Below are 22,308 nucleotides of genomic sequence, written 5' to 3' on the forward strand. Positions count from 1 at the left end.
AAATGGGAGGGAAAATGAATCAAGAAGTCTTACTACAAATGATGAGAGCCACCATTCCTCGTGATAGAGCCTTGCTTGAGGCGTTTTTATATTACCAAGCAGAGCATTTTGATGAGGAGTGGGATAGTCTTATTCGTCAGTTTTTATCCAATAGGCAAGCAAACATTAGCCCTGTTCAGGTACTTCACTTTGAGACAGATGTTTCAGCTTTTGTCCAGGCTAGTCCTTATGATACTGCTCATGATCTATTGACCTATACACAAGTTTTCGGCCAAAGTGGTCTCCAAAAACTCGACAAACTATCGCCGTCTGAAAAAGACTTGGTGATTGAAGTGGCCTTGTTCAATCTGGCCACTCGTTTTCAACTATTAGACTCAAATGGACACTACCAAACTATTTCACCAGATTCTCTATTACAAAAGAGTAGGGGAGCTAATTTGGTCAATGTGTATCGTGTGGCTAATAATTTAGCGGATCGGATTAGCCGAGATATTGAACAGTTTCTCTTAACTTACGAGCCTGAGCTTGAAACAAGAGCTGATGAAACTATTCTAGAAAATCAAGAAACTGTTGATGAGCACAAAACAAGTGTTCATCAAGCAATATCTTTTCGAGAAGAGGGCTCTCTGGTTATTGCTAGTTTGGATGTAGATTTGTCTCAACTAGATGTTCAAACAGGAAAAACCAGTCATCTGCCAGCTTATGAAGAGTTATCTTTACGACGTAAATTTGAGATTCTAACATATTTTGACCAAATTCGAAATGAACGTTCCAAAGTCCCAAGTTTTAGACGAGGTGATTTTGATACTGAGATGGAAATGACACCAGTCTTTGAAGGAGAAGAGTTACTTACCTATCTAGAGGCTGATGGCAGTCCCTATGAGCTGAAACGAACGTTGACTACAGTCGAAGAAAAGGAGTTAGAAAAAATTGGACAAGCCATTAGGATAGAAAATCAAGAAAAATTGACTCAAGTGGGGATTGAGCTATCTCAGTTTGACCCAGACCAAGTTGGTATTTTATTGGATGCGGTAGGTCGTTTTCGTTTGAAAAATGCGGATCTTGCTTTACTAGGTGGCTATCCCAATGCCTCTGTAACTCAACTAGCCCTTGCGACAGAACTACTCCAAATGGGATTGGGTCATGAAAAAATTGAATTTTTCTTTGGTAGCCAGCTTTCCATTGAAGAGCTGCGACAAATTGCTTACGCCTTTTTACACCAAGAACTTAGCAGAGAAGACGCGGAGCAATTTGAAAAAGATAAAGGCAATCAGCCAGATTTAACCCTCAGAGATTGGAAGAACAAGCTAGAGAAAGCTGAGGGAAAAGAAATAGTTGATGAAGAATTCGCGGAAAATCCACTGGTCCAGAGAGTATTGGACACTTATCCTCTGGGGTCATTGGTTTCCTATAAGGGACAGGACTTTGAAGTGACGTCGGTCAGCGATGCACGATTAAATGGTTTGATTCGAATTGAGTTGGTTAATGATTTCTCCGATATCATTGAACAAAATCCAGTTCTTTATTTGAGAACATGGGAGGAAATTAGTCAGGTGCTTCATATCCCAAAGCCAGAACCAAAAGTAGAGTTGGACGAACCAGACCAAGAATTGAATCTTTTTTCATTTCTGGAAGAGGAAACAAGTCAATCCGTTAATGAAGCTGTTCAGAACATTGGAGTTTTGGATCCAGATGGTTCAGAAAAAGGTCATAACGATACTGATCTTGAAGATACAGATAATCAAATTCCTGAAGAGGAGGTAGTCGAAATAATTCCAGATAGTCCAGTAACAGACTTCCATTTTCCAGAAGATTTGACGGACTTCTATCCTAAGACTGCTAGAGATAAGGTTGAGACAAACATAGCTGCTACTCGTTTGGTGAAAATACTTGAAGCAGAACGCCGTAAAGCAAGTCCGAGTGAACAAGAACTGCTGGCCAAGTATGTAGGCTGGGGAGGGCTTGCCAATGATTTTTTTGATGACTATAATCCGAAGTTCTCGAAGGAACGTGAAGAACTCAAAAACTTAGTATCAGATAAAGAATATTCAGATATGAAACAGTCCTCACTGACGGCTTATTACACGGACCCTGCCCTTATCCGTCAGATGTGGGATAAGTTGGAAAGAGATGGCTTTACAGGTGGCAAAATCCTAGACCCTTCCATGGGAACAGGGAATTTCTTTGCGGCTATGCCTAAACACTTAAGAGAAAAGAGTGAACTATATGGCGTAGAGCTAGATACCATTACAGGAGCTATAGCCAAACACCTTCACCCGAATAGTCATATTGAAATTAAGGGTTTTGAGACGGTGGCTTTTAACGACAATAGTTTTGATTTGGTGATTTCAAATGTGCCGTTTGCCAATATACGAATTGCGGATAACAGGTACGATAAGCCTTACATGATTCATGACTACTTTGTTAAAAAATCCCTTGATTTGGTGCATGATGGTGGGCAAGTAGCCATTATCTCTTCAACAGGAACCATGGATAAGCGAACCGAAAACATTTTACAAGATATTCGTGAGACAACTGACTTTCTTGGAGGGGTTCGACTGCCTGATTCTGCCTTTAAGACCATTGCAGGAACCACTGTCACAACGGATATGTTGTTCTTCCAGAAACACTTGAACAAGGGATATGTGACAGATGACTTAGCCTTTTCAGGTTCCATTCGTTATGAAAAGGATAGTCGCATTTGGCTCAATCCTTACTTTGATGGAGAATACAATAGCCAAGTGCTAGGAATCTATGAAGTTAGAAACTTTAACGGTGGAACACTTTTTGTTAAGGGGACTAGTGATAACTTGATTACAAGTGTACAAACTGCTCTACATCAAGTAAAAGGCCCAAGAGAGATTAATAGAAATGAGGTCTTCATTAACTCAAATGTCTTGACCGAACAAGTCATTGATACCTCCATTCCAGCTGAAATGAGGGAGAATCTAGGTCAGTACAGTTTTGGTTACCAGGGTTCTACGGTCTACTATCGAGATAATAAAGGTATTCGAGTTGGAACCAAGACGGAAGAAATCAGTTACTATGTCGATGAAGATGGCAACTTTAAAGCATGGGACCCCAAACATTCCCAAAAACAGATTGATAGATTTAATAGCTTAGAAGTCACAGATAGCAGTGCTCTGGATGTTTATGTGACCGATGATGCAGCAAAACGTGGTCAGTTTAAAGGGTTATATAAAAAGACAGTTTTCTATGAAGCTCCCTTATCTGAGAAAGAAGTAGCACGAATCAAAGGAATGGTGGACATTCGTAATGCCTATAAAGAGGTCATTGCCATTCAACGCTATTATGACTATGATAAAGGCGAGTTCAACGACTTATTAAGCAAGCTCAATCGTACCTATGATAGCTTTGTCAAACGCTATGGGTATTTGAACAGTGCAGTGAATCGTAATCTTTTTGATAGTGATGATAAATATTCGCTTCTTGCTAGTTTGGAAGATGAAAGTTTGGATTCGAGTGGAAAGTCTGTTATCTATACCAAATCCCTTGCCTTTGAAAAGGCTCTGGTACGACCTGAAAAAGAGGTTAAAAAGGTACATACTGCCCTTGATGCCTTAAATTCCAGCTTGGCTGACGGACGAGGTGTTGATTTTGCTTATATGATGTCTATCTATCAGGTTGAATCGAAGATGACCTTGATTGAGGAGTTAGGAGACCTCATTATGCCCGATCCTGAGAAGTATTTGAATGGAGAATTGACCTATGTTTCTCGCCAAGACTTTCTGTCAGGTGATGTGGTTACTAAGTTAGAAGTGGTGGACCTATTCGTGAAACAAGGCAATCAGGACTTTAACTGGCCTCATTATGCAGGACTTCTAGAAACAGTCAAACCAGCACGCATTACTTTAGCAGACATTGATTATCGAATCGGTTCACGCTGGATTCCTCTGACTGTTTACGGAAAATTTGCCCAAGAAACCTTTATGGGGAAAGCCTATGAACTGTCAGACCAAGAAGTAACAACAGTCCTTGAAGTCAGTCCCATTGACGGGGTTATCACTTACCAATCTAAGTTTGCCTACACCTATTCCAACGCAACGGATAGAAGTTTAGGTGTCCCTGCTTCACGCTATGATAGTGGTCGTAAAATATTTGAAAATCTCCTGAATTCCAATCAACCAACCATCACCAAACAAGTTGTCGATGGGGATAAGAAAAAGAATGTGACGGATGTAGAGAAAACAACGGTCCTACGTGCCAAGGAAACACACCTCCAAGAACTCTTTCAAGATTTTGTAGCAAGGTATCCAGAAGTCCAACAAATGATTGAAGACACCTATAATAGGCTTTACAATCGTACAGTATCAAAAACCTATGACGGTAGCCATTTAACCATTGATGGACTTGCTCAGAATATCTCCCTACGTCCTCACCAAAAGAATGCCATTCAACGGATTGTTGAGGAAAAAAGAGCCCTTCTAGCTCATGAAGTAGGGTCTGGAAAAACCTTGACCATGCTTGGAGCTGGTTTCAAATTGAAAGAACTCGGAATGGTACATAAACCACTTTATGTGGTGCCGTCTAGTCTGACTGCCCAGTTTGGTCAAGAAATCATGAAATTTTTCCCTACCAAGAAAGTCTATGTGACTACTAAGAAAGATTTTGCTAAAGCCAAACGCAAACAGTTCGTATCACGAATTATCACAGGGGATTATGATGCCATTGTCATTGGAGATTCCCAGTTTGAAAAAATACCGATGAGTCGAGAGAAGCAGGTTACCTATATCAATGACAAACTCGAACAACTCAGAGAAATCAAACTAGGAAGTGATTCTGATTATACGGTCAAAGAAGCAGAGCGTTCAATCAAGGGACTAGAGCACCAGTTGGAAGAACTCCAAAAATTGGAGCGAGATACTTTTATTGAATTTGAAAACCTTGGCATTGATTTTCTCTTTGTGGATGAGGCTCATCACTTCAAGAATATCCGTCCAATCACTGGACTTGGGAATGTCGCGGGAATCACCAATACCACTTCAAAAAAGAACGTAGACATGGAGATGAAGGTGAGACAGGTTCAGGCAGAGCATGGCGATAGAAATGTCGTTTTTGCGACAGGAACACCAGTTTCTAACTCCATCAGTGAACTTTTCACCATGATGAATTACATTCAGCCCGATGTTTTGGAACGATATCAGGTATCCAATTTTGACTCATGGGTTGGAGCTTTTGGGAATATCGAAAACTCTATGGAACTAGCCCCGACAGGTGATAAATACCAACCTAAGAAACGGTTCAAGAAATTTGTCAATTTGCCTGAACTCATGCGAATCTACAAGGAAACTGCCGATATTCAGACATCAGACATGCTTGATTTACCTGTTCCTGAAGCTAAGATTATTGCGGTGGAAAGCGAGTTAACGCAAGCTCAGAAATACTATTTAGAAGAACTGGTAGAGCGTTCAGACGCTATCAAGTCAGGTAGTGTTGACCCAAGTAGAGATAATATGTTAAAGATAACCGGGGAAGCTAGAAAACTAGCTATTGATATGCGGTTGATTGACCCTGTTTATACCTTATCAGATAATCAGAAAATCCTTCAAGTGGTTGTTAATGTCGAGCGAATCTACCTTGAAGGAGCAGGAGAAAAGGCTACTCAGATGATTTTCTCTGATATTGGAACACCTAAAAGTAAGGAAGAAGGTTTTGATGTTTATAATGAACTGAAAGCTTTGCTGGTTGATCGAGGGATTCCCAAAGAACAGATTGCTTTTGTGCATGATGCCAATACCGATGAGAAGAAAAATTCCCTATCACGAAAGGTCAATAGTGGGGAAGTACGGATTCTCATGGCATCTACGGAAAAAGGTGGAACGGGTCTAAACGTGCAATCACGCATGAAAGCTGTCCACCACTTAGATGTTCCATGGCGTCCGTCTGATATTGTCCAGCGAAATGGAAGGCTCATCCGACAAGGAAACATGCACCAAGAGGTGGATATTTATCACTACATTACCAAAGGGAGCTTTGACAATTATCTCTGGCAGACGCAGGAGAATAAGCTCAAATATATCACTCAGATTATGACCTCAAAAGACCCTGTGCGGTCGGCAGAAGACATTGATGAACAAACTATGACGGCTTCTGACTTTAAGGCCTTGGCAACTGGAAACCCCTACCTCAAACTCAAAATGGAATTGGAAAATGAACTAACAGTTTTAGAAAATCAAAAACGAGCTTTTAATCGCTCAAAAGATGAATACCGCCATACAATTTCCTATTGCGAGAAGCACCTCCCTATTATGGAAAAACGGTTGAGTCAATATGATAAAGATATTGCCCAATCTTTGGCAACAAAGTCGCAAGATTTTGTCATGCGATTTGACAATCAAGCAATGGATAATCGTGCTGAAGCTGGGGACTATCTGCGAAAACTCATTACCTATAACCGCTCAGAGACCAAGGAAGTCAGAACCCTTGCCAACTTTAGAGGATTTGATTTAAAAATGACTACACGAGGTCCTAGTGAGCCTTTACCAGAGACCGTCACTTTAACGATTGTAGGCGATAACCAATATACAGTCGCTCTTGATTTGAAATCAGACGTGGGAACTATTCAACGGATTAGCAATGTCATTGACCATATCATGGATGACCAAGAAAAGACTGAAGAAATGGTTAAGGACTTACGAGATAAGTTAAAAGTAGCCAAAGTAGAAGTTGAAAAAGTCTTTCCCAAGGAAGAAGATTATCAGCTTGTAAAGGCTAAGTATGATGTTTTGGCTCCCTTGGTTGAAAAAGAAGCAGAAATTGAGGAAATAGATGCGGCTTTGGCCAAGTTTAGTGAAGATACAACACCTCAAAAGGAGCAACAAATAGCACTTGAGATATAAGAAAAAAGGCTGACAAATATTTTTGAACGCGGTAAAATGAAGTCAAGAAATCACAAAAGGAGAATAGACTATGGCCCAAACACTAGAAGAAATGCGTTATCAAATTGAAGAATGGTTGGCACAAGGCTTTACAAGCCCAGAGGCTAGAGCCAACTACCAAGCTTTAAAGGAACAGTATGAAGATGAAACTCTTGATTATAGCTTCTCAAAGCGTGAAATCACTGGACAGCTGGAACTCATCATCACAAGTCGTGAGAATGATTTTCCAAGCTTAGATGAGGTGACGAAGGCAGAATACCTTGATTTGATTGCTCAACTAGATGAACTTGACCAGGAACAAGCCAACTATTACCGTAAGCAATTAGCCTAGAAAGAGGTGTAAGATGTTGGAACAAATTCTACAAAGCCTTTTGATTATCGCAGCAATAGGACTAATATTGCTTGTCCTATATCGGATTGTGAAAGTTTCAGGTGCTTTGTTTCTTATCGGACTCATCTGTGGATTAGTCTTTATTGAAATTTATGGAATTTACCTCTTCTTTACGGAAAGGTATCTCTATACAGAAGATTTAGCAACTAATGGAGTTTGGAGTTTTACTACTTTCTATGTTTGTTTCAATGTACTAGTTATATTTGGATTTGTGACAAAAACGGTTAGAAGAAGTGATTAACTAAAGAGGGATACCTGATTTCGAGGTATCCCTTCTTAATACTTTTTGTTGTAGATTAGTTTTCCTTTTGCCCCCTTTTTTTTACTAACAATCATTTGAGATATCTATTTTTAAATTATTCATCATATTTTTCACTGAGTTTCCATCCTTTGATTCTTTCATAAGCATCTTTTTTTAATTTACCAAGTGATTTATTAATAAGTTCATTCTCTTGCGCGAATACTACTTCTCCATATATTAGAGTATCTATTTTTCTATTGATTTCTTCCTCTGTTCCAGTTAATAATTTTATTAGTGAATCTCTATATTCTTGCCCATATTCTATTTCTCTATTTACCATCTCTTGAACTTCTAAATCGTGAATTTTGTAAGCTTTATCCAGTTTCAAAACATTAATTAAATCATTCTCTAAGTCAGGATGAGTATTAATATGGACTAGTTTGTTATCTTTAATATGTTTTAATTCAATTTGATAATTCTCATTGGACTTTATGATATCAAATTTTACACAATTATTTTCACATTTCAAGAAAGGATTAATTTTTAAATCGTAGGTCCCCTTAAGACGATTGCATGTTCCACAACTAGGTATGAAATTATATAGAGATACTGCAAATATTGGAAAATCATTTTTGTTATAAAAATGATCCATCTCAGCTGAAAATGAGTCACCTCTACTATTGATGTAATTTCTATTACAGTATGGGCATACTATTAAACCATAGCTATCTGAAATTATAAAATTTCGAATCATATAGTTATTAATTTTTTCTAGTTTATTATTAATTTCAATTTCCTGTGATAAGTTGTATATTTTTTTAATATTCCTAAAGTTGGGTGGTTGATAATTAGGACAATTTTGTATATAAGAATCCATATGCTCAGGTTTGATTATTATTAATTCTCTAAAGTAATCAACAAAGTCATTAGTGTCTACTTTATTGTAGCTCTCAACGAAATTTATAATTTTTTGACTCTTTCTCATAATTAGTAAATTTAAATTTTTCACAAAATCGTCATACCACGATTCAGTTCTGTAGTCTTTGAAATTATTTGTAGTTATTTTATTAATAAGAATTTTGTTGCTTGTTCCTAGTTTCGCTTTTACAAACGTTCCTAAATCAGTTTTATGTGTTTTCGCATAGAGAGTTATTTCATCAAAATGGTTTTCATGAAAATAGTATTCTTTAATTAGACATTTTATAACGGTCGCACTACTGTAGCCAAAGGTTTTTCTGATATTTGGTTTATAGAATTCAATTCTTTTCAACAATGATTTACTAATAATGGCATCTAAATATTTGCAAATCATCAATTTAACATAGGCATCAATAAATTCCTTTGGATATTTGGGTATTTCTAAGGCCATCATTTGGAATTGTCCTCCTCAAGTTGTTTAAGTTGTTCTTGAAGCTTAGCAATTTTGTCTTTTATCTCCTCAATTTCATCTTTGTTTTCTAAAAAAGCTCGGTTAAATAATTCTTGTAGTTGATTAGCAATAATGGGCTCACCGACAGATTCAATAATTTTTTGAGCCGTTTTCTTTTGCAAATTATCACTAAGTTCCTTAAATAAGCTTTCAGGTCGAATACCCTTTGAATCAGAATTGATTTTAAAATTTAGGTATTCGAAAGTATCTTCAATGCTCTTATATGCATATTCTCCCATTAGCCTATTTAGAAAAAAAGAGTTTTTGTAAAGAGTATAGATATTCTGGCCGAATGTCTTATTGAACTTATTATTTTCATATTCTGTATTCTCTTTAGATAGGTAGATAATATTTTCTTTATAGATATCTGATAGAAAGATTGGTGAATGAGTTGTAATTATTATTTGTAAATGTTTGTTATCAAATATTTTTTCAATGATAGGTAAAGCAGTGCTGACCCACTTTCGTTGCCATTCGGGATGCATCCCTAGATCGACTTCGTCCAAAAGTATTAGAAAATTCTCTTGGTCAATCCCTCGAGGAGTTTTTCTTTGTAATGCCAATTTTGCTGAATATAGACTTGCAAAAGATCTTAATAATCCTAATTCTCCCGAACTTAATCCAATCCATCTAAATTGTAGAGATTCTTCTAGTTCTGGTATAGAAATCTCTGAAATGGTGCTTATAATTTCGGATAAAATTTTAAAATCTGTATTGATTTCATGCAACTTGTATAATAACTCCTCGATATCTTTGAGTCGTTCGATCTCACTACTAGGTATTACATTATCTTTTAACTTGGTCCATACCCTATCTGGGATTAATTTATGTTTAACAAAGTAACCATGTTCAGTTAATTCAAAATAGGATGTATAACTTATCGCTTTAGCAACTCTAAAACAAGGCGCTTTGATTTTTTGCCAAACCTGATCCCATTTTTTTAGTGATTGCGTGTAAGACGTTGACTGATCAAAAAGACCATTTTCTAGTTCTTTATAAGATACTTTTATCTGTTCAATCTGCTTTTTTAATTCATCAATCTCATTTGTTGAGAAATTGAAGTTGTATTGAAGCTTTTGCTCCAACTCTTTTAACATTGTACTGATTTCTTCGTGATATTTATTATACCTTCCTACCTTTGATTTAACTACATAATTAAAATAGAGATTTATAATATATAAGGTATGCCATATTTCTATCCATTGTTTAATATTTGAATCATTAAGCTGGATATCGGATACATCATTTCGTAAACCACCAATGCTATAATCATATGGCAGGAAGCGGTCAGAATCAATTCCAATTGATTGGTATTGATTTTGAATGTTTTTATTATTCCTAAAATTTAAATGTAGATTCAATAGTTCTTCATACTTTATTTGTGAGCGATTCTTTTCGCTATACTCTATATCAATGATGTAATTTATCAATATTGAAAAATATTCCACTACTTTATGATTAATAAAGTCTCTGTCAATTTTATTTGTTAATTTTTCAATCTTATCTAGATATAGTAGCTGGTTACTCATATTGGGTAATTTGTTACCCTCGAAAGTCACATTCACTCCTTTTTGAGTATAATCTACAAATTCAATAATTTTATGTTTAAATTTTTTAACAAATTTAATTTGGTTTATTGTTTCTTTCAGTATTATAATTTTATCATTTTTATCAAATCCAATAATATTTTTATAGTTTGAAGCGTCAATTGCACCTGAGCGAATGTAGATATCGCCACTTGGAAATTCTTTTGCATTTGAAAATTTAATAATATAGGGATGTGTAGAACAGTGTGGGATTGAAATTGATTCTTGTGCTAAATCAGGATATGTCCAAAATTTGTCATTTTGTTTGAAAATAAGGTAAATTTGGCTTTTTCCTTTTCCTCCCCTAAGTATTTGGTTAATAATAGTTGTTTTCCCTGACCCATTTTCACCAACTATGACAGATAAATTTTTTATATCTCCGACATATGGTATTTGAAATACATCTTTATGAATAATGTCAAAGCAATATTGTCCCTGACTATTTTTTTTATGGAGCCCATTTTCATGAATTTTTTTTACTTTAAAATCTGGTAAAAAATTAATTATTTTAAAAATTGGTTCTGTTGATATTCCATAAGTTTGTTCAATCAAAGCTACTAAGATAATTTTGTTTTCATCGACCATTTGTTTCACTTCTTTCAAATTTTTATATTTTGATTACTATATTAGATTTTTTTGATTAGTAAATCAATAGTAAGAATGAACATTTTGACTGTTTATCGAATGAGTGAAATTATTATATAAGAGATTGCTTAAATTGTCTTATTAAAAAGAAAGGATGATCCATAAAGATTTAAGTTCACTGTGATAAAATCTCCAAGCTAATCTTGTTAAGATGAGGCTATCACTAATAAAGGAGTAAGCCATGTTAAATAAAGTGAAAGCTAGATTTCTGATTGGAGTAGGAGGTTTAATCGCAGTCAGTTTTATGGTCATGATTGGCTACACGATCGGCTCACAATCCGTTTCAAAAGAAACAGAGAACCAAATACGAGCAGAAGCTAATAAACTTGTGACAAAGGAAAAGCAGGAGGAAAGAGCGACAGTTCTATCAGATGAGCTTGTCAATGAATTTCTCACTCAATATTTCACCAAAGTTCAGTTGGGTGAAAATAACGCTCGTATCAAGCCTTACATGACAGACTCGGCATTTTCAGAAGAGGAAGCAAATCAGAATAAAGCGATCAATCAAGTTTATAAAGATTATATGCTTGACTACCGATTTGAATCAGCTAGTATCTATGTCAATACAGAAAGCAATGTTGCACTTGCGGAAGTTTCCTATCAAGTGACCTATGTTTCTGATTTGAGTGAGCAACAACAGCGAACCACTCAGACAGAAACCAAGACGGTTATCTTATCCTACTCCAAAGTTTCCGACAAGCTCTTGGTAAATCAAGTAACCATCTGGAATGGAAAACTGGAAGACATGAAAGAAGCAACAGATGGAGCCAATTCCAGCATACCAACGATCCAAGGAACTACAAAAAGCGAGAATAACTAGCAGGAGACACTCTTCTGCTTTTTTTGATAGGGAGACAAGATGACACGAATTAAAGCAGTAAAACAAAAGGCCATTTTAGATGTGGCTGAAAGTCTGGGTTATTCCTTCAGACGTTTATCAGGACAAATTTTTGAACACCCAGACCATGATTCCTTTCGGATTTTTGCCGATACCAATACTTTCAAATGGTTTTCAAGAGATATACAAGGGGATGTGATAGACTTTGTTCAATTAGTAGCAGGTGTTACTTTCAAAGAGGCTGTGTCTTATCTTGAAACTGGAGATTTTGAACAAGCTAAGTTGATAGAGGAAACTTATCAACCATTTCAATATTATTTGCATGAAGCACCCTTTCAAAAAGCACGTTTTTACTTAAAAGACATCCGTGCCCTAAGTGATCAGACTATTAATACCTTTGGTAGACAAGGATTGCTTGCTCAAGCTACTTTTCAATCGGAGCCAGTATTAGTGTTTAAAAGCTTTGACCATAATGGGGCCTTACAGGCAGCAAGCCTTCAAGGTCTCGTCAAAAATGAAGAAAGACACAAACGTGGCTATTTGAAGAAAATCATGAAAGGCTCTCATGGCCATGTCGGTGTTAGTTTCGATATTGGGAATCCTAAGCGACTCATTTTTTGTGAATCAGTGATCGATATGATGAGTTATTATCAGCTTCACCAAAAGCAATTATCCGATGTTCGCCTGATTTCAATGGAAGGCTTAAAACTTTCAGTGATTGCTTATCAAACCTTGCGTCTAGCGGCAGAAGAACAAGGGAAATTGGCATTTCTAGATACAGTAAAACCAAGCAGACTTAGCCATTATCTTCAGGCAATACAAGAGACGACAACCTTTTTTCAAACTCATTCAAACGGGTTAACTTTGGCTATTGATAACGATGAAGCAGGAAGAGAATTTTGTCAGAAACTGTCAGATAAAGGACTTCCGATTTTTCAAGATTTACCACCATTGCAAGGACTTGAAACAAAGTCAGATTGGAATGATATTGTGAAACAACAGAAGGAAATATCCTTAAGTGATTTTATCCAAACAGCCCAAGAACATGTCAATAAAAATCATCCTCCACCTAAATGGAAACATGCATTGGAATTGTGATAACAAAATCAAGTCCGCTATCATAATCTAGAATGTGACAAGGAGGACACCCTATGAGTGTGATTGAACGTCTAGCTGAAAAAGTAGCTAGGCAAGAAGAAAAGGTCTCACGTGAGACGGATAAATTGGAAAACTATCGTAACCAACTACAAACAGCTATGTATAGTACCTTTATCAAACGGCAACAATCTAGTCAGTTGTCATTTCATGAAGCACTAGAGCAAGCCTTTGGTAAAGAAACTACACTATACCCAGAATACAGAAATGAGGATACAGAATGAGTAAAACATGGAATTTTGATCAGCCACTAGATGATGTGAAACCAACATCATCCCATGAAGAACGAGCTAAAATCGCAGCACTTTTCCATAAACAGGATGAAAAACCAATTGAAGAAGTAGATTATGTGGCTGCTTTTGAACAGCAACAAAAGGAGTCAGAATCTAAAGAGGTACAGACTCCCGAATCAAAAGTTAAACAAAATCAGCCGAAGAAGGTAAATATTACAAGTGACTACAAACAGCACTTGGCAGATACCATTGCACAAAATAATAAGGATATTTCCGCCTGTCAAAAGCAAATTGAAGAACTTCATCAATTGATTGATGAAAAGAAAATCCAAAATAAAAAGTTACAGGCTATTTCAGTAGCCATTGATGATTTATAAGTCAGGTAGTCCTATGCGGGCTACCTTTTTACAATGTAAGGAGAAGGAGAAGAAAATGAAATTTTTTCAAAAGAAAACACAGAATCAAGACCGATTCAAACAACTGATTCATCGATTATCAGAGATGTCAGATAGTGAATTAACTAAAGTAGAGCAACTCCTAGATGTGGTTTTTGATACAAGTTTCACCCCTGATAGGAGCGTTGAAATATCTCAAACCGTTATAACCGATGAGGAACAAAGTCTTGATATGTCGATTCAGGAAGCGAGAAATAAACTTAACACGGAACAATTGGAAAAAAACATTGAGAGATTTAGACAAAGTAGGCGAGAGAGCAATAATAACAAATAACAGACCAATTATTTTGGCCTGTTTTTTGAACTATGTGTCATCGTTGAATCGTAACAATATAGTCTAACTAGATTATTATCTCGTGAAGGTTCCACATTGAACATAAAATAATGGTCACGATGGTCTTTCGAATTTTCCTTATTTAGCTTGAAATAGGGCTTTTGAGATTTTGCCATGGTAAGCATAATATCATCTGTTAGAAAAGTAAGTGGAGTATCTAGGGCTGAGTAGCGATAGAAATCCTCTTCAAACTTTCTGTAGCTATCACTAAAATAATCCATTTGAAATTGATTTTTATTAAACTCAAGCTGATTCATACTCTACCTCCAAGTCTATTGCAAGAATATCAGAGATTTGGATACTGATGTAGCCTTCTTTAGTTTCAAATGAAACAGATTGGAAGGTCAAATTTTTTACTTTTCCAATGTAAATTTTTCCAGGAACTGTCAGAATACCATTTAACTGATTACTATATAGTTGATTGAGTAGGAGTAGTTTATCAGCTAAGGTCAATTCAGTTGAAAACTCAATGCGATTATGTTCATTCTCCAAACCAGATGTATGTTCTGACAAGAAGAATCCCATCCATTTTGCCATTTTCCTATCTTGGTATTCTCTAGCCACTTGAAATGGTAGATAGCTACGGTCAATCATCTTAATCCCTCCAATCCGCCAGCGGAATGACCGCCGACAAGTTTACTTCGAGCAATTGCCCTTGAATTTTCTAATAAAGAACTAGCTTTCTGTACTGCAAGAAATCCAAATCGATCACGAATCTTATCAATAGTTATTTCCAATTTTTCCTCTTTTTCGCTTTCTTCAAAGTCGTCAAAAAGTGAAATAACTGCAAAGTTTTCATCCACTAATCCATCGTATCTCACAGCGATACTTCTAACTGCACCACCATCATATTTAGAGCGAAAAAGTGAAATGACTTCGTCCTGAAAAACAAGTGTTCGATTGGTTGGATTGATTTTTCTCTGAACATTGATGGATTTCTTGTTTTCAAAATTTGAATATCCCACATTTATGGTAACTACGGTTGCTTTTTTGTGTCTCCTACGCAATCGAATAGCAACCTGCTCTGCCATCTCTCTAAGTACAAGTTCTATATCGCTTTGACGAGTGTAATCTTTGTGGAGCACTTGCGAATTTCCAATTCCGACTGCTTTAGGGCGATAGGGTTCGTGGACATTGCTTTCATCAATACCATTAGCATGAAACCAATGTTGTACGCCAATGATACCAAGTTCTTTCTTCAAGATAGTTGGGTCACAGTTGGCCAATTCCTTGATAGTATAGATACCCAGTTTGTTCAATCTTTTTTCTGTTCGTGAACCAATTCCCCAAAAGTCAGTCATTTTCGGAATGTTCCAGACCTTTGTTTCAACATCTTCATAGGACCAATTGGCACGCATGGTAGCAGTGGTTTTGGCTTCATTGTCAAGTGCCAGCTTGGCTAGAAGTGGATTAGCATTACTCATACCTACTGTAGAATATACTCCAGTCTTTTCCCAAATATCGTGCTGTATTTTTGCTGAAACCAAATCTAATTTATCTTTACGACTAAGAGTTTTATCTCCAACAAAATAATTTAGTGATGAAGTTAAGTCAATAAATCCCTCGTCAATCGAATAAGGGAGAATATCTGTTGGGTCTGCATAATTTTGAAATACTTTTTGGATTTCTAGATTTTTTTGGATGTACAAGTCCATTCTTGGTGGCACGATAAAGGTACGCTTAGCCCAGTTTTCAATATATGAGACGAACTTGGAATCTGTTGGTAGCCCAGCAATGCTTGCACGGTAATAGTTAAATTTTCGTGTGTGGACATCAAAGGGGAGGTCGTAAGCTCTACCGACATTTCCTTTACCAAAAATTTTTTTGAACATTGGAGAAGAAGCTAGTATGAGGCCAGAAGTATTATCAGCCCTACTCATAACACAAAGAGATGTATGGAGTGGATGAAGCCCTCTCTCCACGCATTCAATGGACGCATAGAAAGATTTCATATCGACAAAAGCAATATCGCTACGAGGTTCTTTTGAGTAGTCGACATAGCCCATAATATTCACCTAGCTTTCAATTTTGCTAACTCATCTACCAATTCTGTTAGATGGTCTGTTACATCATACTCCTTTTGGTCGAGTAATATAATAATGCGATTTGATTTAATGTAAATCATGTCGTCAAACTCTTTAGACATTTCTAACCTCCAATCACAGGCATGAAGTGGCCAACAACTTTGCCAACAATTCTGATTTCATCTTCAAATGGGATAAATCTTTCAGCAACATCTGGGTTAATTGACACCATTCGGAATCCATCTTCTTCACGATAGAGTTTCTTGATATAGAGCGATCCATTCCAATTCAAGGCATATACAGCTCCATCGTAATCAAAACCAGTTGATCTGATTAAAGCGACTTCACCGTCTTTATAAACAGGTTCCATAGAATTACCAGAAATCCATGTCGCTATATCGAATCCTGTATATTCATCTTCCGAATAGACAGTCTCAGTTTCAAATTCATCGTATAGACCTTCACCAGGACCAGCAGATAGTTGGATCTCAGATAGGACTTCCACAGCAAACAGCGGAATAATTTTATTGTGAATCCCTTGTTCTTGAAGTAATTCTTCAGCATACTTCTCTACTTTTTCCTGGTTCTGTAAAGAAAGCTGAAGATAAGTATTGACTATTTTATATTCAGACTCAAAATATATTTCAGGAACATCTAATAGGATAGCCAGTTGTTTGAGATTATTTTGGTTTGGTTTAGTCTTTTCATTTTCCCAATTGAAATAAGAAGAGCGGTTTATATGAAGTTTATCTGCTAGTTCAGATTGAGAATAGCCAAGTGTTATTCGTCTTTCTTTTAATCGTTTACCAGAAAACATATTACCTCCTGAAAACTATTGTTGTTTTATAAACTAACAAAATTATATCATAAAAGATTTAAGATGCAAGAGGAAAGTAATGTAAAACATATCCTGAATTTATTATTTAAAAATAATAGAATGATTTATGTGATATAATTTCAATAAATAACTTTTCAAACTAAATATGCGAGGTTCAGGTAGTCTATATGATATCAAGAATTATAATACAAAACTTTAAACGTTATCAGAAAGTTGATTTTACTTGTAATTCTGAAGTTAATATTTTTGTTGGGGAGAACGGTTCTGGGAAATCAACTCTATTATATGGAATTGGTCTAGTGTTGAGCGGTAGTCACAGTCAAATTGAAAGAAGTAGTTTGTCTAGTATCATTAATCAAGAAGCGATTATAGAATTTATGGGTACAAGGGATATCAATCAGCTCCCTGAGGTCTTCGTTGAAATATATTTTGATGAATCAAGTACTGAAATTTCCTCTAACTTCAATATCGAAGGGAAGCATAACTCTCAAAAAATCAAAGCTTTTGGACTTTCATTAAAAATAACACCTAATCAAGATTACATAGCTGAAATTACTTCTGTCTTAAATAATAGTAATTGGACAGTCTTTCCTTTTGAGTTCTATAGAGTTGAATTTTTGACATTTTCAGGGAAAACCTATTCCTCTTACAATAAACCATATAAGTTTCTACATTCAATGATAAATACAAGTCTTATTGATACACAGCAAGAAATTCAAAAACGTATTCATGAGGTATATTTAGATAATATATCAGCTGAAAATAGAGCAAAAGTTAATCATAGATATAGAATAAATTCACTTAATTTTTTAAATGATTTAAGGAAGGACGAATTGTTGAAGGAGAATGCTTCAGAATTCCAACTTCATTTTGATGAATCAGAAAATTCATTTAGAAATTCAGTATCAGCTGTAAAAAATGGTGTAGATATAAAAAATTTAGGGCAGGGAGAAAAAGTATTATTAGGAGTTGAAAATGTATACAGTCATCTCAAGGAAACGGTTAAAATACTGCTTATTGAGGAACCTGAAAATCATTTGAGCTACCAAAACCTACAGAAATTGGTTAAAATGTTAAGTTCAAATACAGGTGTTCAAGTTTTTATAGGGACTCATTCAAATATGATTGCTTCAAGATTAGGTGTGGATAATCTTCTTTTTTTAGATAATGGTCAGATATCTAAACTTGAAAGTTTGAAAAAAGATACGATAAGATTCTTCAAAAAATCTACCAATCAAAATTTATTGAACTTTTCTCTAGGTAAGAAGATAGTTCTTGTTGAGGGGAATGCGGAATATATTTTAGTAGAAAAGTTTTTTGAAATACTCCATTCTAAAAAGCCTGAAGAATTTAATGTATCAATTATTTCAGTAGATGGATTAAGTTTTGAAAGGTATTTAGAAATTGCAACCAATTTTACTGATAAAAATGTAGCAGTTATCACAGATAATGATGGTGATTATGCAAGGAATGTACAGTCAAAGTATAGTCCTTATCAGCAATTCCAAAATATAAAAATTTCTTCTGATTTAGATAATGAGAATCGAACATTTGAAATATGCATTTATAATTGTAACTCAGATTTACTAGATTCTTCAGGATTAACCAAATCTAATGATTTATTAGGATATATGCTTAGGGAGAAGGCTGAATTTGCATTGAGATTACTAGAACACTTGGAGACTGATAGTATAAGCGAAAAATTTATGATACCCAATTATATTAAAGAGGCGATTGAATGGATAATAAAAGATTGATTCATGCCGTTGCTGGAAGTGGCAAAACAACAAAAATAATTGAAAGTATTGACCCTCAAAAAAGAAATCTTATCATAACATACACCGAAACGAATCAGAATACAATTAGAGCAAAACTGATTGACAAATTGGGCTACATTCCTGAGTCTACTTTTATTTTTGGTGTCTTTGAGTTTCTATATAGTTTTTGTTTAGTGCCATATTTAGGGAAACAACCAAAAGGAATAAACTTTGGCTATGAAACTCAAGGAAAGATTGACAATAATTCTATAGATACTACTGGTAGAATTATTCAGAATCAACTTTCTAAGTCTTTAATGAGGGGGGAGTTAATTTATAAAAAGAATAATATCCCATTTGATAATTCATATTTGGAGAGAATTGATAAATTTTTTGATTGTATTTATGTAGATGAGTGTCAGGATTTTGCATCAGATGATTTTGATTGGCTCCTAAGTTTAAGTAATCTTAATGCAGAAGTGTCTTTACTTGGAGATTTTTACCAAAAAACCTTTAGTACTTCAAGGCGAGGAAATAAGGGGAAAGGTGTTCATTCTAATTTTGATAATTGGATAAAAGTTATTTCTGATTCAGGGTTTGAAATTGATTTGTCAAGTTTGTCAAAAAGTTATCGTTGCCCAAAAATAGTTTGTGACTTTATTGTTGAAAAATTATCTATTGAAATTTCATCGCAGCTAGAAGAGAAGTATTCTGCCCAAATTACTCTCATAGATTCACAGGATAAAATAGAATCAATAATGACAGATGACAATGTTATGAAACTTTTTTATCAAAAATCTTATGATTATGATTGCAAAAGTCAGAATTGGGGGGATAGCAAAGGCTCTGAATATGACAATGTTTGTGTAGTATTAAATCCAACAACATATAAATTATTCGCAGCTGATCGCTTAAATGAACTTTCTTCACAAACTAAAAGTAAATTTTATGTTGCATGTACACGTACGAGAGGGAATCTATATTTTGTCAAGCAATTAGATATATCAAAATATAAGAAGATAAAGTAAAGGAGTAAATATGACTGAACAGTTTTTTAATATACCATTTGTAAGTTATTTTATAACTACAAATAATCATGGTAACCCAAATTTTATTGAAAGAGATACATTTTCCTATCGTTTCAATAGAAATATTGTAACTCACACCCAATCAAGATATATAGCTGCTCATCTTCCTAAAACTCTTGAAGAATTAGTTATTCCTTGGCCGCTGTCTTCATTTGTTGATGTTCCAAATTATATTACGGAATACATAAACATAGAGCTTTTAAATAAGAATAAAGATGGTATCATTGATTTAATCAAGCAAACTCCTTTAGGCTGTGTTTTCATTCCTGAAGAATTAAGAGACCATCCATTTATTAAACAAATACAAGAAATTACACTACCTGTGATTTTTTTAGAAGACGGAGTAGATATCCCTATCAGCCAACTACAATTGATTGTAGAAAAAAATAGTATCAATGCTAGCCAGATAATAGCTAACAAAGTTACAATCTCTGATAAAACAAAAATTGAGCCGATTAGCATACCTCATAAGCACTTTTTGCGACCTTTAGAGATTGCAATCAATCGTAATAGAGGTTTGTACCTATCTATATTTGAAAATAGGCAGGAACCAAAACCATTTGATAATCCAACAACAGAAGGAAAACTAGTGGCAGAGGAACAAGCGATAAGTGATTTAAAATATTATTTAAAGCTCCTAATTGCAGAAAAGTATATCATATATCTTGCAAAACATGAAAAAGGAATTGATTTTTTGATTGAAATTATAAGGAAATGGGATGATTCAATAGATACTGCAGATTTAGACTTGGATATTCTTGAAAAATATTTTTTGAATCTATCGGATTATTTTTTTGAAAAATTTGACGAAATAGTTTATCGTACAGATATGGTATTTGTGTTGCCGATGGTAAATAAAACAAGTGTTGATTTACTAAATAGAGAGTTTCAGTTACGACTATCTAAACCTGTTCTTAGGCAGATATATGATTTTTCAGGATATTATGGAATAGGGGGCGGCAAAGATTTCGAAACGATGCTGGGAATAATTTTTGATAGAGAATCAGAAAACTCAATTTTAGATTCTTTATCCCTTAATTTTACACTAGATACAAAATCTCCGTATGTGCGTTTACCTAACTTACCTTCGCAAGACATAACAGTTTGGTATTCCCATATGTATAAAAATACAATGAAGAATGCCAATTTATCAGAAATTGAAAAATTTAATAATAATTTCCATAAAATATCTGAGAAGTTAAAGTTATCATTAGATGATGAGTTTATTGATATACTTGTCAAATATGGGAAGCATATAAAATTCATTACAGATGCACCAATTGAATGGGTTAAATATAAAAATACTCCTCTGGGCTTAATAAAATCAATCAGCAGATTGCCAATTATTCCTGATAATACGCTAGTAAACTCAGCAAAGCATAATTTACTAACAAAAATTCCAAAAGCTACTGTATCATTTTTAATTATTAATGCACTTAACCCTAATGATACATTATATAAAAATGGAAAAAAATTGGGAGAGCTACTAAAAGAGTATTTTCCTAAACATTGTGTTAATTACTATGAAGTTAAAAATAAAACTGATTTTATTCATACGATGAATGAAAACCCTTCAACTTTTTTTATTTACTATGGACATGGTAGTATGCCTGAAGTGAGTAGAAATCAACCAGATCAGATTGGTAAACTTCATATTGGCGATGATGAAATTGATATGATTGAGTTAGAAAATAATATAAAAGTTGTACCTGCTGTCACAATATTGGGAGCATGTCAGACTCAGGTATTGGATGCTCACTATTTAAATATTGGAAATATGTTTCTCGGGTTAGGAAGTCAATCAGTATTGGCAACATATTTCCCAGTTGATGGTTTCTATACATTTAGTTTAATAGAGTCTATTTTTAGACATCTAAAAAATTTTTTAAGCAATCAAGCGCCAGAGTATATAAAGAACTGGTCTGATATTATTTTACAAGCTCGACGAACTCATTATATCATTGAACCAGTTAATACAATTATTGAATATTTAGATAAAAAGGGAGATAAAACTAGAGTAGACTCAGAAAGTTTGTCACAATATGTTATGAAATATTGTATAGAATCAAGCTGTAATGCTAACACCTCATATATTTCTGTGATGGAACAAAGTGTCATATATAGAGATAAAGCTTATAAAGAATATTTTAAAAACTATCCAGAATCGACTAGAATGTTAATTGATTATATTTTTAAACATAACTATGTCTTTCCAGAGAGTATAATATTTACATCTCTTGGTTCTCCAGAGAAAATCAAATTTGTATAGAGTTTTTTGAGAGCTATCCAGCTCTCTTTTTTCTTACTCTCATTTTTCATACAGTGATACCTTTTCCAAATCATCTCTATTATCCTAATACCATTCCTAAGAAAATCAATCCATGATTTTTCACTG

General features: G+C 34.8%; 18 protein-coding genes. 11 read left to right on the top strand and 7 right to left on the bottom strand.

The window, feature by feature from the left end:
* Positions 1 to 14: 14 nt before the first annotated feature.
* From ACHBID_RS01020 to ACHBID_RS01030, 3 genes are all read left to right on the top strand, one after another.
* A complete protein-coding gene (locus ACHBID_RS01020; protein ID WP_394731405.1) occupies positions 15 to 6,860 on the top strand; it encodes an SNF2-related protein in 6,846 nt (2,281 codons plus the stop codon).
* Between the two features lie 70 nt (positions 6,861 to 6,930).
* The gene (locus tag ACHBID_RS01025) at positions 6,931 to 7,230 is read left to right on the top strand and encodes a DUF5962 family protein (RefSeq protein WP_029171439.1); all 300 of its coding nucleotides are present in this window, start codon (positions 6,931 to 6,933) and stop codon (positions 7,228 to 7,230) included.
* A 13-nt stretch (positions 7,231 to 7,243) separates the two neighbouring features.
* The gene (locus tag ACHBID_RS01030; protein ID WP_394731406.1) at positions 7,244 to 7,531 is read left to right on the top strand and encodes a DUF5966 family protein; all 288 of its coding nucleotides are present in this window, start codon (positions 7,244 to 7,246) and stop codon (positions 7,529 to 7,531) included.
* Between the two features lie 115 nt (positions 7,532 to 7,646).
* Here ACHBID_RS01030 and ACHBID_RS01035 read toward each other — a convergent pair whose 3' ends face one another.
* Together ACHBID_RS01035 and ACHBID_RS01040 are read right to left on the bottom strand one after the other, a co-directional pair.
* Positions 7,647 to 8,903 carry a hypothetical protein gene (locus ACHBID_RS01035; protein WP_394731407.1) on the bottom strand — a complete coding sequence of 419 codons (1,257 nt, stop codon included), beginning with the start codon at positions 8,901 to 8,903 and terminating at the stop codon, positions 7,647 to 7,649.
* Positions 8,900 to 11,140 carry an AAA family ATPase gene (locus ACHBID_RS01040; protein WP_394731469.1) on the bottom strand — a complete coding sequence of 747 codons (2,241 nt, stop codon included), beginning with the start codon at positions 11,138 to 11,140 and terminating at the stop codon, positions 8,900 to 8,902. Before ACHBID_RS01040 ends, ACHBID_RS01035 begins: the two co-directional genes overlap by 4 nt.
* Before the next feature lie 232 nt (positions 11,141 to 11,372).
* Between ACHBID_RS01040 and ACHBID_RS01045 the strand changes: the two genes are divergently transcribed.
* From ACHBID_RS01045 to ACHBID_RS01065, 5 genes are read left to right on the top strand one after another with little or no spacing between them, the layout of a single operon-like run.
* Positions 11,373 to 12,011 carry a peptidylprolyl isomerase gene (locus ACHBID_RS01045; protein ID WP_394731408.1) on the top strand — a complete coding sequence of 213 codons (639 nt, stop codon included), beginning with the start codon at positions 11,373 to 11,375 and terminating at the stop codon, positions 12,009 to 12,011.
* Positions 12,012 to 12,050: 39 nt separating this feature from the next.
* The gene (locus ACHBID_RS01050) at positions 12,051 to 13,127 is read left to right on the top strand and encodes a DNA primase (RefSeq protein WP_394731409.1); all 1,077 of its coding nucleotides are present in this window, start codon (positions 12,051 to 12,053) and stop codon (positions 13,125 to 13,127) included.
* Between the two features lie 53 nt (positions 13,128 to 13,180).
* The gene (locus ACHBID_RS01055; RefSeq protein WP_394731410.1) at positions 13,181 to 13,408 is read left to right on the top strand and encodes a DUF5965 family protein; all 228 of its coding nucleotides are present in this window, start codon (positions 13,181 to 13,183) and stop codon (positions 13,406 to 13,408) included.
* Positions 13,405 to 13,794: a DUF5945 family protein gene (locus tag ACHBID_RS01060; protein WP_394731411.1), complete on the top strand. Its 390-nt coding sequence runs from the start codon at positions 13,405 to 13,407 to the stop codon at positions 13,792 to 13,794. Before ACHBID_RS01055 ends, ACHBID_RS01060 begins: the two co-directional genes overlap by 4 nt.
* A 55-nt stretch (positions 13,795 to 13,849) precedes the next feature.
* A complete protein-coding gene (locus tag ACHBID_RS01065; RefSeq protein WP_394731412.1) occupies positions 13,850 to 14,146 on the top strand; it encodes a hypothetical protein in 297 nt (98 codons plus the stop codon).
* A gap of 8 nt (positions 14,147 to 14,154) precedes the next feature.
* Here the strand turns inward: ACHBID_RS01065 and ACHBID_RS01070 are convergent, their stop codons facing one another.
* Genes ACHBID_RS01070 through ACHBID_RS01090 form a run of 5 tightly spaced genes read right to left on the bottom strand, consistent with a single transcriptional unit; the run spans position 14,155 to position 17,047 of the window.
* Positions 14,155 to 14,463 carry a DUF5960 family protein gene (locus ACHBID_RS01070; protein ID WP_394731413.1) on the bottom strand — a complete coding sequence of 103 codons (309 nt, stop codon included), beginning with the start codon at positions 14,461 to 14,463 and terminating at the stop codon, positions 14,155 to 14,157.
* Complete coding sequence (locus ACHBID_RS01075) at positions 14,450 to 14,800, bottom strand: hypothetical protein (protein ID WP_394731414.1); 351 nt, start codon at positions 14,798 to 14,800, stop codon at positions 14,450 to 14,452. The genes ACHBID_RS01070 and ACHBID_RS01075 overlap by 14 nt, the downstream gene beginning before the upstream one ends.
* Positions 14,797 to 16,212 (bottom strand): Y-family DNA polymerase, encoded by a 1,416-nt coding sequence (locus ACHBID_RS01080; protein ID WP_394731415.1) that lies wholly within the window; start codon positions 16,210 to 16,212, stop codon positions 14,797 to 14,799. Before ACHBID_RS01080 ends, ACHBID_RS01075 begins: the two co-directional genes overlap by 4 nt.
* 5 nt (positions 16,213 to 16,217) lie before the next feature.
* Positions 16,218 to 16,352, bottom strand: coding sequence for a hypothetical protein (locus ACHBID_RS01085; RefSeq protein WP_394731416.1), 135 nt, complete (start codon positions 16,350 to 16,352; stop codon positions 16,218 to 16,220).
* A 2-nt stretch (positions 16,353 to 16,354) separates the two neighbouring features.
* Entirely contained in the window at positions 16,355 to 17,047 is a 693-nt protein-coding gene (locus tag ACHBID_RS01090; protein WP_394731417.1) for an XRE family transcriptional regulator, read from the bottom strand.
* Between the two features lie 188 nt (positions 17,048 to 17,235).
* Between ACHBID_RS01090 and ACHBID_RS01095 the strand changes: the two genes are divergently transcribed.
* From ACHBID_RS01095 to ACHBID_RS01105, 3 genes are read left to right on the top strand one after another with little or no spacing between them, the layout of a single operon-like run.
* The gene (locus tag ACHBID_RS01095) at positions 17,236 to 18,825 is read left to right on the top strand and encodes an ATP-dependent endonuclease (RefSeq protein WP_394731418.1); all 1,590 of its coding nucleotides are present in this window, start codon (positions 17,236 to 17,238) and stop codon (positions 18,823 to 18,825) included.
* A complete protein-coding gene (locus ACHBID_RS01100; RefSeq protein WP_394731419.1) occupies positions 18,807 to 19,853 on the top strand; it encodes an RNA helicase in 1,047 nt (348 codons plus the stop codon). Before ACHBID_RS01095 ends, ACHBID_RS01100 begins: the two co-directional genes overlap by 19 nt.
* A 10-nt stretch (positions 19,854 to 19,863) precedes the next feature.
* Positions 19,864 to 22,182, top strand: a complete 2,319-nt coding sequence (locus ACHBID_RS01105) for a hypothetical protein (RefSeq protein ID WP_394731420.1) — start codon at positions 19,864 to 19,866, stop codon at positions 22,180 to 22,182.
* Positions 22,183 to 22,308: the final 126 nt, after the last annotated feature.

This window comes from Streptococcus sp. A25 (assembly GCF_043674095.1).
In the GTDB taxonomy this organism is placed as follows: Bacteria; Bacillota; Bacilli; order Lactobacillales; family Streptococcaceae; genus Streptococcus; species Streptococcus suis_V.